The organism is Rhodopirellula sp. UBA1907 (genome assembly GCF_002337565.1).
In the GTDB taxonomy this organism is placed as follows: domain Bacteria; phylum Planctomycetota; class Planctomycetia; order Pirellulales; family Pirellulaceae; genus Rhodopirellula; species Rhodopirellula europaea.
In genome coordinates this window covers 9746-21842 of record NZ_DDGH01000003.1, presented here as the reverse complement: position 1 = coordinate 21842, position 12097 = coordinate 9746, and the positions used below count along the sequence as shown (strand labels likewise).

The 12097-nt window shown below is 55.6% G+C and carries 12 protein-coding genes; 7 read left to right on the top strand and 5 right to left on the bottom strand.

What is annotated here, in order from left to right; translation table 11 throughout:
- Positions 1-40 precede the first annotated feature (40 nt).
- A complete protein-coding gene (locus B2R17_RS01165; RefSeq protein ID WP_286762510.1) occupies positions 41-571 on the bottom strand; it encodes an MgtC/SapB family protein in 531 nt (176 codons plus the stop codon).
- 195 nt (positions 572-766) lie between these two features.
- Between B2R17_RS01165 and coxB the strand changes: the two genes are divergently transcribed.
- From coxB to B2R17_RS01135, 6 genes are all read left to right on the top strand, one after another.
- Positions 767-1699, top strand: a complete 933-nt coding sequence (coxB, locus tag B2R17_RS01160; protein ID WP_286762509.1) for a cytochrome c oxidase subunit II — start codon at positions 767-769, stop codon at positions 1697-1699.
- Positions 1696-4197 (top strand): cytochrome c oxidase subunit I, encoded by a 2502-nt coding sequence (gene ctaD, locus B2R17_RS01155; RefSeq protein ID WP_286762508.1) that lies wholly within the window; start codon positions 1696-1698, stop codon positions 4195-4197. Before coxB ends, ctaD begins: the two co-directional genes overlap by 4 nt.
- Positions 4197-4610: a hypothetical protein gene (locus B2R17_RS01150; protein ID WP_008663534.1), complete on the top strand. Its 414-nt coding sequence runs from the start codon at positions 4197-4199 to the stop codon at positions 4608-4610. The genes ctaD and B2R17_RS01150 overlap by 1 nt, the downstream gene beginning before the upstream one ends.
- On the top strand, positions 4610-5281 hold the full coding sequence (locus B2R17_RS01145; RefSeq protein ID WP_008663536.1) for a cytochrome c oxidase assembly protein: 672 nt from the start codon (positions 4610-4612) through the stop codon (positions 5279-5281). Before B2R17_RS01150 ends, B2R17_RS01145 begins: the two co-directional genes overlap by 1 nt.
- 42 nt (positions 5282-5323) lie before the next feature.
- Positions 5324-6418 carry a c-type cytochrome gene (locus B2R17_RS01140; protein ID WP_286762507.1) on the top strand — a complete coding sequence of 365 codons (1095 nt, stop codon included), beginning with the start codon at positions 5324-5326 and terminating at the stop codon, positions 6416-6418.
- A gap of 85 nt (positions 6419-6503) precedes the next feature.
- The gene (locus B2R17_RS01135) at positions 6504-6848 is read left to right on the top strand and encodes a DUF3140 domain-containing protein (protein WP_286762506.1); all 345 of its coding nucleotides are present in this window, start codon (positions 6504-6506) and stop codon (positions 6846-6848) included.
- A gap of 81 nt (positions 6849-6929) precedes the next feature.
- Here B2R17_RS01135 and B2R17_RS01130 read toward each other — a convergent pair whose 3' ends face one another.
- Entirely contained in the window at positions 6930-7832 is a 903-nt protein-coding gene (locus B2R17_RS01130) for an SDR family oxidoreductase (RefSeq protein WP_286762505.1), read from the bottom strand.
- 246 nt (positions 7833-8078) lie between these two features.
- Here B2R17_RS01130 and B2R17_RS01125 point away from each other — a divergent pair, with 246 nt between their 5' ends.
- Positions 8079-9065: an NAD(P)-dependent alcohol dehydrogenase gene (locus tag B2R17_RS01125; protein WP_286762504.1), complete on the top strand. Its 987-nt coding sequence runs from the start codon at positions 8079-8081 to the stop codon at positions 9063-9065.
- A gap of 345 nt (positions 9066-9410) precedes the next feature.
- Here the strand turns inward: B2R17_RS01125 and B2R17_RS01120 are convergent, their stop codons facing one another.
- The 3 genes from B2R17_RS01120 to B2R17_RS01110 form a co-directional block, all read right to left on the bottom strand.
- Positions 9411-10766 carry a dihydrolipoyl dehydrogenase family protein gene (locus B2R17_RS01120; protein WP_286762503.1) on the bottom strand — a complete coding sequence of 452 codons (1356 nt, stop codon included), beginning with the start codon at positions 10764-10766 and terminating at the stop codon, positions 9411-9413.
- Positions 10763-11275: a carboxymuconolactone decarboxylase family protein gene (locus tag B2R17_RS01115; RefSeq protein ID WP_286762502.1), complete on the bottom strand. Its 513-nt coding sequence runs from the start codon at positions 11273-11275 to the stop codon at positions 10763-10765. The genes B2R17_RS01120 and B2R17_RS01115 overlap by 4 nt, the downstream gene beginning before the upstream one ends.
- Before the next feature lie 85 nt (positions 11276-11360).
- The gene (locus tag B2R17_RS01110; RefSeq protein ID WP_286762501.1) at positions 11361-11927 is read right to left on the bottom strand and encodes a type 1 glutamine amidotransferase domain-containing protein; all 567 of its coding nucleotides are present in this window, start codon (positions 11925-11927) and stop codon (positions 11361-11363) included.
- Positions 11928-12097 lie beyond the last annotated feature (170 nt).

Sequence of the window (12097 nt, the reverse complement as noted above, 5' to 3'; positions counted from 1 at the left end):
GTTCAGTCGTTCACTCACGGTGATCTTCGCTAGAACTTCTTCAAGCGTCTGGTGTGCACTGATCGTGTGAATCGTCCGGGTGATTGATGGGCGGGTTTGGCTTTTCGCGTCGACGCACCCACCACGCGATACGGTTTTCAACGCAACCAACAACGAGAAGTACAAAAACCGCTGCGATAGCAACGCTGGTTGCCAGAGCGGTTCGCTCGACAGCCGTCGCGACGCCAATTCCCGCGGTCAAGAAGATGCTCGCCGCGGTGGTTAGACCTTCAACCTGTTCTCCTTTCTGATGCACAATCGTGCCTGCACCCAGAAAGCTGATGCCAACCACGATTGCCTGAAGCACCCGGATGGGGTCTGCACTAAGCATCGAATCGGGTTCCAAGGCTTGGAAGTGGTTCACCGCTTCCTGGGCCAACAGCATCATCATCGACGCCCCGGCACACACGAAGATGTGTGTCCGGACGCCCGCGGGTTTGCGAGCGAACTCACGTTCGATTCCTAGGAGTGCACCCAGGCCGCCAGCGGTGGCGATCGTTTGCAGTTGAGTGATGTCGAGGCTGTCTAGCATGCGGCGATGGTCAAGCAAAATGTGTGCCTTACGCTGGCTCGCGATCGCCGCCTCATTTGCTCGGGCGTGTCGAGAAAGTCCTCGCGGCATGCCGATTGCTGCTGACGACCGCAGTCCGCTAATCGTCCGCTCTGAAAGATTGACGTTGGCAAACGGACGAATTGCGATCCCACTGAGCATTAACCGACCACGTGTATGAACTTCGCTCCATCCCAGTCCGCTCTTGATCACGCCGGTGTCGGCGCCGAATCGATTGCGGAATTGTTTTGGGTGATGCTCATTGGCGGATGTTTGATCTGGCTGATTGTCGTTGGGTTGGCGGTCTACGCGATCGTGGTTCCCGGCCAACATGATCAGAAGAGAACGCGAATGTTGGTGATCGGCGGTGGGGCGGTCTTTCCGACAATCGTTTTGACAGCGTTGCTGACGTATGGCTTGGCAATGTTGCCAGAACTTCAACGACCGGCACCGGAGAGCAGCCAAGTCATCGAGGTCGCGGGAGTGCGATGGTGGTGGCGAGTTCACTACCGAATGCCAGACGGAGATCGCGTGGAAACGGCCAATGAAATTCATTTGCCGGTGAACGAACCGGTGGAATTCAAACTCAACAGCGAGGACGTGATTCATGCGTTTTGGATTCCTTCGCTCGGCGGCAAGGTCGACATGATGCCAGGTCGTGAAAATCGGTTGAAGCTGCATCCGACTCGAGTCGGCGTCTATCGCGGCGTGTGCGCCGAATATTGCGGCGAGGCTCACACTCAGATGGCTTTCGACGTGATCGTTGAATCACGTGAGGACTACGACGAATGGCTCCGGCAACAAGCATCACCAGCGGCGGCGGTTTCCGATGACGCGGAGGCCGGTCGGAAAATTTTCGAAGGCTCTGGTTGTGGTGCCTGCCACTCAATTCGCGGCACGTCGGCCGATGGCGTTGTCGGTCCCGACCTAACTCACTTCGGAAGTCGCCGAAGCATTGGTGCCTCCGTGCTGCCAAACAACGCGGACAACTTGACTCGGTGGATCGCGGAGACTCATCGCGTCAAACCAGGCGTGGAAATGCCAGCTTTTGAGACGCTTGCCGATGATGAATTGCGAGCTTTGGTTCGTTACTTGGGGGGATTGCAGTGAAAGACCCAAGAGCGGACCGATTGTTGAAGGCTTGGGAGACTCCCAAGGGATGGCGTTACTGGTCGGCAGTCAACAACAGCGAAGTCGGACTGTGGTACACGCTCACCGCGTTTGCGTTCTTCCTGTTTGGCGGTGTGCTGGCGCTGATCATGCGAGTCCAGTTGGCCTTGCCAGAAAACGATTGGCTCACGCCCGACCAGTACAACCAAATCTTCACCATGCACGGCAGCGTGATGATGTTTTTGTTTGCGGTGCCAATCTTAGAAGCCATCTCGATCATGTTGCTTCCCGAGATGTTGGGGGCGCGAGACCTGCCGTTCCCGAGGTTGTCGGCGTACGGTTATTGGTGCTTTCTGATCGGCGGCGTGTTCGTGTGCGGTTCGTTGTTCTTCGGTGTCGGACCTCGTGGTGGTTGGTTCATGTATCCGCCAATGACGACGGAGTACCAAGACGGTATCGGGCCTGACATCTGGTTGTTGGGGCTTTCTTTCATCGAGATCGCATCGATTGCTGCGGCGGTTGAATTGATCGTCGGCGTGTTGAAGTGCCGTCCGCCTGGCATGCGTTTGAATCTGATCCCGCTTTACGCTTGGTACATCCTGGTGGTAGCGGTGATGATCCTGTTCGCGTTCCCGCCATTGATCGCTGGCGATTTGCTGATGGAACTGGAGCGGGCCATGGATTGGCCGTTCTTCGATGTCGAGCGGGGTGGGGATCCCATGCTGTGGCAGCACTTGTTTTGGATCTTTGGGCACCCCGAGGTTTACATCGTTTTTCTGCCTTCCATCGCATTGGTTGCGATGATGGTGCCCACGTTCGCTCGCACGCCGATGGCTGGCTACGGGTGGATCGTGTTGGCCGCGGTGGGGACGGGGTTCCTGAGTTTCGGGTTGTGGGTGCATCACATGTTCACGACCGGATTGCCGGGGATCTCGATCGGGATTTTCTCCGCTGCGTCCGAGGCCGTGGCGATTCCGACCGGCGTGCAGATTTTCTGCTTCATCGCGACGCTGTTGGTTGGACGTGTTCAGCGCAATGTCTGTCTGAAGTTCGTCCTGGCGGGGTTGGCGACGTTCATCATTGGCGGGCTGACCGGTGTGATGGTCGCGATCGCTCCGTTTGATTACCAAGCCCACGACACTTACTTCATCGTCGGACATTTGCACTACGTGTTGATCGGTGGCACGATCTTTCCAATCGTCGCCGGGTTCTATTACTACTACCCGTTTGTAACCGGCAAGCAACTTTCAGAGCGGTTGGGCAACATCACGTTTTGGTTGATGTTGATCGGATTCAATGTGGCGTTCTTTCCGATGCACATCGCGGGATTGATGGGGATGCCTCGCCGCGTCTACACGTTCCCGGGCGGAATGGGATTCGAATGGCCCAACCTGATTTCGTCGATTGGTGCGTTTGGTTTGGGAGCCGGTTTCCTGGTTCTGCTCTGGGATGTGTTTCGCCCCAAAGGCAAGCAGCCCTTGGTACCGCGAAACGTTTGGAATGCGGGAACACTGGAGTGGAGCGGTGAGATTCCGGACCAGCCCTGGGGGATTCGCTCGATTCCGATCATCAATTCGCGATACCCGCTGTGGGAGCAAGAGAACCTGCTGGCCGACATCGATGCTGGGAACTTCTACCTGCCCGATGCAGAGGAAGGACGACGAGAGACGTTGGTGACCAGTGCGGTGGATGCGGAGTTGATGCAGTGCTTGCGTGTTCCGGGACCATCGTTCTTGCCGTTTTGGGCGGCGGTGTTCACCGGTGGAGTCTTCATCTTTTCGACTTATCACTGGTGGATCCCGGCCGGTTGTTGCAGCGTGCTCTCGTTCGCGACCATCGTGACTTGGCTGTGGACCGGTACCGCGGAGATTCCCGAAAAGGAAACCAAGCCGGTTGGATTGGGCCAATCGTTGCCACTGTATGTTTCAGGGCCCGCGGCGGTGGGTTGGTGGGCGATGTTCATCACGATGCTGGGCGACATGACAGCGTTCATTTCGCTGGTGTTTGGCTACTTCTTCTACTGGACCGTGCACGAAGACTTTCCGCCGGAACAATGGAACGGCGAACCGGTTGTTGGTGCCGGAACGATTTGGCCCTTGGTGTCTGTGGGGCTGGCCGTCCTCGCGTGGTGCGCGGTCGTGATGGCTCGTCGTCTGAATCGCGGCAATCATTCGGTCGGCTTTTATTCATCGAGTCTGTTGGCGGTGGCCGCGACCGTCGCGTCGGGTGCGGCCCTCGTATGGGGTCCGTATTCCAATGGCATGGATCCGACCGTGCACGTGTACAGCTCAACGGCCGGCGTGTTGGTGTTGTGGACGGTGGTGCATTTAGTTCTTGGTGCCACGATGTTGGTTTACTGCATCGCCCGGCGTTTGTTTGGAAAGATGGATGCGAAGCATGATGCGGACATCGTCAACATCACCTTGGGGTGGCACTTCCTCTTGCTGACCGTCGCGATCACGGGATCGGTGCTGGCACTCTTTCCTTGGGTGGCCTGATGAGTGAGAGCGTGAATCAGCAACCGGTACCACTGCATGAACACGGGCAACGCCGCCCGATGAAGAAGCGTTTGTGGTGGATCGCGATCTCTCCATCGGTGTGGGCAATTCATTTCTTGGCGTGCTACATCACCTCTGCGGTCTGGTGCGAAAAGATTGGGGAGGGAAACCTTCGCCCTCTTCAGATATCCGTCGGGATTTACACGGCGATCGCCTTGCCAGTGATCATCTGGGTTGGCTACGCGAGCTACCGCAACTTTCGACGCGGCGATCCACCCGTGCCGTATGACTTTGACGATCCCACGGATCGAACGCACTTCTTTGGCTTCACCGCGTTCTTGCTGTCGGCACTGAGCGTCGTGGCGACTTTGTTCACCGTTTTGGTGTTCGTCTTGGTGGGGAGTTGCGACTGATGAAACTTTGGATGTGGAATCTCGGCTGGTTGGTGCTCGGACTTGCGTGGTTGGGGCCGTTGCCTGAACTCGCACAAGTCTCCTTTGCCGCTCACATGACGTTGCACATGGCGGTCGTAGCCGTTGCGTCTCCGTTGCTCGCGATCGCCGCCTCCGGGACGCGTTTGGATCCTGTTCGGAAGGTGCCGAGTTTGTTTTCGCCAATTCCAGCTTCGGTGGGTGAGCTGTTGATCGTATGGGCGTGGCACGCGCCGGGGCTGCATCACTTTGCTCGCCATTCGTTGTTAGGATTCGTGATCGAGCAATCCATGTTTCTGGCGGCTGGAGTGTGGGTGTGGATCTCGGCGTTTGGAGGCTCGGCACCACGTTCGCCATCTCGCAGCGGTGCGGGGGTGATTGGGTTGTTGCTGACTTCCATGCACATGACGTTGCTTGGTGCCTTGCTGACGCTTTCGCCGAGATTGCTCTATTCACATCACCATTCGGTTTGGTTGGAACCAATCACAGACCAACACCTTGGCGGAGCGGTGATGCTGGTGGTTGGCGGGATCACATTCTTGGCCGGCGGTCTCTGGCTCACGAAGGATTTGGTCGGCGATGGCGAGAAGCTTTCGTCGCGACTTGCTCCTGCATCGTTCCAGCGACATTTCGGGAGTGCACCTCATGAATGATTCTGGATTTCACCTTTCAACGCAAATCGATGGTGCGGGCTCATGTTGTTGACTTGGAAGCGAGTCTTGATCGCGTGTTGCGTTTTTGGGATTCTCGGCACCGTTGTCTTGGTGAGCGGAGTGGTACCGGTCAAGGCCAGCAGTGGTCACTGGCAGATCACACGTTGGTTTCTCAACTTCGCAAGCGACCGGTCGGTGAGTTTTCACTCTCGTGGGACTCAGCCAACAGAAGACAGTGGCCAGATGGACGCGAGATTGGGAGCCGAGATCTATGAAACGAACTGCCGTTTCTGTCACGGTTTGCCGGGGCAAGAACAGCCGCCCGTTGCCAAGGGGATGACGCCGACACCACCGAGGCTGGACCGATCGCTGCTTGAGAAGGAACCGAGGGAGTTGCACTACATCATCCAGCACGGAATTAAGTTTGCTGGCATGCCCGCTTGGCCCGTTCCAACCCGAAGTGACGAGATCTGGCCAGTGGTCGCCTACCTGCGACAAGCTTTGGAAGAAGATCCCCAAACCTTTGATGCGGAGCGGTCAGAAAACGACTTGGCGGCACTTGCGAAGTTGCCTGTCCTTCAAGCTTGCGTTGATTGTCATGGCGTCGATGGAGTCAGCCGTGCAGGCAAACAAGTTCCGCATCTGACCGGCCAAGCGGAAGGCTATCTCCGACTGTCGTTGCTCGCGTTCCGATCTTCCGAACGGAACAGTGGTGCAATGATGCCGGTGTGTCATGCTCTGACCGATCAAGAAGTGGATGCTCTATCCAAACACTATCACGAAACGGTTTCGACCAATCTGCCTGCCAGTCTTGAAGCAGAGGTAGCGGATCACGCTACGATTGAACGAGGCCGTAAGCTCGCGATGAATGGTGATCGGGGGCGAAAGATACCTTCCTGTCAAAAGTGTCACGGGCCGAATGCGGAGAATCGACGCGGAGAGTATCCCGATTTGGCGGGGCAGTCAAAGTGGTATCTGCAGCGACAATTAGAACTATTCCAGAAGCGAGTCCGAGGTGGGGCTCAAACGGCACGCTTGATGCATCCCATTGCAGACAAGTTGTCCGAGCAGGATCGTTCTGATCTGGCAACTTTTTACGCTTCCTTGCCAACGACCGACGAACGTCCGGAGAAATGAACTGGCCCATCGCTGATTTCATTCGGTTGCAGCGAGGAAGACGTATTGTTCTTTCACCACACAGTCAGCAATGGAAGGTTTGATCATGGCGACCAGCCTATCGGAGAAGCAAGAAGAGATTTACGAAGAGTTCTATGACCTCGTGAACATGCAGCCCAAAGAGATTGAGGATTGGTTGGAAACGGACGAGTCCAAATCAGTTGGTCAAACCAAAGAAGGCGATGATGAATCCGTCGGTCGGCAGTCGGCTCGCAAGATCATCGAGATCAAACGCACCAACAAATCGGATCTCTCTGACGAACAAGTGGATCACATGCAAAAGGTTTGTGGCTACATCAAGCGGCATGTGGCACAAGAACCCGACGGCGATGTTTCAGGAACTGACTGGTGCTTCAGCCTCAAGAATTGGGGCCATGATCCTTCGAAGTAAAGAAAAAAGCAGGCTCACGGAATGGGTGAGCCTGCCTCGCGTTTTGGAGTAAGTCGGTAACATGTCTGTGTGCTGACTGAATCAGACGGGGGTGCGACCACCAGTGCATCCGAAGACCTCACCGGTCACGTAACTCGCATCGGGGCTGGCCAACCAGACATACAGCGGTGCCAATTCAATCGGTTGGGCAGGGCGTCCGAACAGACTGCTCCCCCCGAACTCTTCGAACTTGTCTTTGGGCATCGATCCTGGAATCAGTGGTGTCCAAACCGGGCCAGGTGCAACCGCGTTGACTCGCACCCCGTGGTCCATCGCCAATTTTGCCAGACCTTTCGTCATGCCCAACAGGGCCGACTTTGTCGACGAGTATGGCAGCAAGTAGGGCGAAGGATCATAACCCTGGATCGAAGCCGTGTTGATGATGCTTCCGCCCGGTGGCAGATGTTTCATCACGGCTCGCGAGAGCCAGAATGGAGCGTAGACATTGGTTTTGAAGATGCGATCGAACAGTTCGGTCGAGAACTCGTCCACGTCGTTGGCCGTTTCCTGGTAGGCCGCGTTGTTGACGAGAATGTCAATTGCCCCGTGTTCCTGGCGAGTCTTTTCGACCAAGTCATTGCAGAACGATTCCTCGCGAAGATCGCCGCGAATCACGGACACGTCGACGCCAGCTTGCTTAGCGACTTCTGCCGTTTGTTTCGCGTCCGCGTCTTCGGAGAGATAATTGATCGCGATGTTCGCACCTTCTCGGGCATAACAAATCGCGATCGCGCGACCAATGCCACTGTCAGCACCGGTGATCAATGCGGTCAGGCCTTTCAACTTGCCCGATCCCTCGTAGCTTTCTTCGCCGTGATCGGGCTGCGGTTTCATTTTCTCGCTGCTGCCCGGCATCTTCATCGCTTCTTGATCTTTGAAGGGCGGCCTCGCATACGCTTGTCTCGGATCGACCAACTGAACGCGTTCTTCGGTAGCGGTGGACATTTAAGATCTCCGTTTTTACTGGGGTTGTTTGCGTCGAAGTTTGGGAAGGCATCGCGTCGGTGATGCGAGGATTGATCATTGCAAACAATGTTCCGAATGATCGGCCGAAGCCTCGCCCGGAGAATGCTTGTGACTGACTTCCGCGAGTCCGGAACATCAGTTGCAATGCATTGACATCAAACAGCTCGAAGGCTCGCGATTCGCGAGCATTGAGATCCAATTGAAACATCGCAAAACGAGGCCGTCATGAGTGCGTCAGCAACCAAAAAAAAGTCTGAAACGATGAACGCAGTCGTTTACGACGACTATGGCAATCCAAACGTGTTGCATTCGGGCGTCGTTCCGTTGCCCGACCGACTGCCCGGTCAGGTTCTGATCGATGTCCGAGCATCGAGCGTGAACCCGATCGACTACCGAATTCGCAGTGGTGAGATGAAAGGGTTGCTGCCGGGCGGGTTCCCTCGTGTTCCCGGCTACGACGTCGCGGGAATCATGGCCGATTGCGCGTCCGACGGGCCCTTTGAAGTGGGCGATCGGGTGATCGCGTTTCTCGATACCATGCGAGGTGGTGCGAGTGCCGATTTCGCGGTCGCCGCCGTGGACGTGACCGCAGCGATCCCCGACTCCCTGAGTTTCAACGAAGCGGCAGCGATTCCCTTGGCCGGAACAACCGCCCTGCAATCACTTCGCGATCATGGAAACATCGCAGAGGGAAAACGCGTTCTGATCAACGGAGCGAGCGGCGGAGTTGGAATGTTCGCGGTCCAGATTGCCAAGGCATTCAACTGCCATGTCGATGCGGTCGCGAGTGGCGACAACGAGGAATTCTGTCGATCACTCGGCGCGGACCACTTTTACAACTACGAAACAACGGACTTCACCGAATCGGAAGAGCGTTGGGATCTCATTTTTGACGCGGCAGGGAAGTCGGGATTCTGGGACGTCAAGAAAGTGCTCAACGACGGCGGCCGCTATGTCTCGACCGAGCCCGACGCGAAAGGCATGTTGATGACTCTGGTGACTTGGCCTATGTCCAAATCGGGAACAGTGATGCTGGCAAAGCCCAACGCGGACGATTTGCGGACGCTGATCGAAATGCGAGAGAAAGGACAACTGCAAATCACGATCGATGCGATTTACCCCTTCTCCCAATTGAGTCAAGCTCACCAGCATGTCGAGAACGGCGTGGAACGAGGCAAAGTCGTTCTCACCGCTGATGGCAGTGGTCTATAATTTCAAGCCAGTCCAACGCCAAGCGGATTGTTAATGTGAGCAAGTTCACAACGGGACGCGTGAGTTTTGAATTTGCGTTTTTTCGTTGAATGGCCAACGGCCTATTTCAACATAGCCAGCGGGCAACGCCCCTGGAGCAGAACAACAAGGCCCCATTTTGGCCAACGGCCAAATTTAATTCAAAACGTGTGGGTTGATGTTGACCGTTGGCCAACCAATTTCCCTTCGTTCTCGATCCCAGGGGCGATGCCCCTGGCTTCGATGATGTTGGCCGTTGGCCAACAAAACCGAATGCAAAGGCGCAACTTCAAAACTAACCCTTCGAGTTCGGATTGCCCCCGAGGATTACAGCATGGAGCGGACGTCCGACGCGAAGGTCGGAAAGGCGAACAGGGTCGACTTCATGTCCGTTGCCGTCAGGTTGAACTTCATCGCGAGAGCAAACAGGTTGATGGTTTCCTCCGCAGAAGGACCGAGCAAGTGGGCCCCGAGAATCTCATCGGTTTCCGAATCGACGAGAATTTTGTAGCCGGCTACCGTCGATCCAGTTTTGCGAACGCTGCCCCACGACGAAGTGTCGTCGCTGAGAACCTTCACGTTGTCGTTGCTTTGATGAGCGGATTCTCCCGACAGTCCGACCGAAGCGATGCACGGGATAGTGAACGCGACCTTGGGAACATCCCCGTAGTCGGGTGTCTGTCGCAAGTTGTCTGAAAACAGATTCTTTGTTGCGGTCCGTGCGTCTTCGTTTGCAACCGGAGTCAATTGAGGCAATCCGGTGTCGGCGCAGTCGCCCGTTGCGAAGACTCGCGGGTTGGTTGGGTTCTGCATGAACTCGTTGACTGCGATTCCCTTCTCACTGTGCTCGATCTTGCCTCGTGACAGGCTGAGTTCGTCGATGTTCGGGACTCGACCCGCACCGTGAACCACCAAACCACACTTGATCGGCGAATCTTCATTCGCGAGATGAACGTGCAAGCAACCGTCCGAAGATTTTTCAATGCCAGTGATTTTCGCATTCATCTGAAAGCGAATCCCGTGATCACGAAGCGAATCGGTCAGTTGATTGACGAGGTCGGGGTCGAACCCAGATAGCACTTGATCGTTCTGTTCGATCACGGTCACTCGGCACCCCGCACGGGCTACCACGCCCGCGAATTCCATGGAGATGTATCCACCGCCGACGAAGACGACGTGATCGGGCATGGATTCCAATTCAAGGAATTCATCGCTGCGAGTGACGTGTTCTGCACCATCGAACGAGAGTTCTCGAGGTCGCCCACCAGTGGCGATCAAGAACCGGTCAGCGGTCAGTTCCGATCCGACGACGTCGATCGTATCGGGTGAAATGAAACGGGCGACACCGTGGAACGTCTTGATCCCCTCGTCTTGAAAGGACTGTTCCGACTTGTCAGCGACAGGCTGCGTGAACTCGGTTTTGAAAGCGTGAAGTTGCTTCCAGTCAATGTTGACCGACACATCTGAAACCAGTTTCCCTTCGCTCCGTCGGACTTGGTCAACCAACTGCCCCGCGTTGACATAGACCTTTTTAGGATTGCATCCACGAAGTGCACAGACGCCGCCAAAGGTTCGGGAATCGACCAACGCGACTCGCTTGCCAGTTTTCGCAATTTTGGTTGCGACCGTACCGCCGGATGGCCCCGTTCCCAGGACCACCAAGTCGAATTGTTCGCTGCTCATGGCAGTTCAATGTCCAATCCGTGGTTGATGCGATTCGTGAAATTCGCAAGAGCCACCGCTGCAGCGAGCGTGACGAGTTGCTTTTCATTGAGGAACAACTTGAGTTCCTTCACTACCGAACATTCGACATTTGCCTTGGTCGTCAGTTGCTCGGCGTATTTCAGAACGGCTCGTTCTTTTTCGTCGAACAAGTCGCCACTGCTGACGTTCATTGAATCGAGTTGTTCATCAGACAATCCCGCCTTCTTTGCGGCTTGGCGATGATAGTGCGAGCAGTAGTCGCACGAATTCAACTGGGACGCTTTATAGTAGGCGAGTTCACGATACTTCGCCGGTAGATCATTTTCGAGGCCATCGTTGATCTGAGTCATGCCGCCCAACACGTCAGGCTGGTGAGCCAACGTGCTGAAGATGTTCATCGACTGACCAAACTTCTTTTCGATTGCTTCGAGAATCGGTTTGGATTCGTCGGGAGCTTCATTGATGGAGAGTGGTTGTGCGTAGGCCATGGTGAGTTTCCGAGTATCGTGGGGACGGACCTGAAAAAGAAACAGGCCAGCTCAATTGAACTGGCCTGTTGAAGCGATGAACGGATCAGACCGTTTGGGCGGCGTGCTTGCCTTCAGCGAATTCTTCGATCGCTTTGTCGCAGAAGGCTGGCAAGTCATCGGGGTTGCGACTTGTCACCAGTCCTTCGTCGCACACGCATTCCTCGTCGACCCATTCGGCGCCCGCGTTCTTCAAGTCAGTCTTCAGGCTTGGCCAAGAAGTGACTCGGCGCCCACGGACAACGTCCGCCTCGATCAAAGTCCACGGTCCGTGGCAAATGGCTGCAGCGGGTTTGTGTTGCTTGAAGAAGTCGCGAATGAAGCTGACCGATGTTTCGCAGGTGCGAAGTGAATCGGGGTTGGCGACACCTCCTGGCAACACCAATCCGTCGAAGTCTTCCGCGGAAACATTGCTGACGTTTTGATCGACCGTGAACTGGTCGGCTTTTTCATCGTGGTTCATGCCTTGGATCTTCCCATCCTTCGGCGAAATCAAGACGACTTCTGCGCCAGCGAATTTGATCGCGTCCCATGGCTTGGTCAACTCGACTTGTTCGAAGCCGTCCGTTGCGAGAAAGGCGATCCGCTTCTTGTTCAGTGTTTGGTCACTCATATTGTTGTCCTCATTTTTTGTGCGATTTTAAACTTCGCGGGACAACGGAAGCAGATCGCGTGCCGCGCTGACGCCGCGATCAAAGCGCAATGAGTTTTCGGGTTTTCCATCGGAGTAGCAACGTGAGTTGAATTGGTGGCATAGGCTTCCAGCCTGTGATTGCGCGGAAC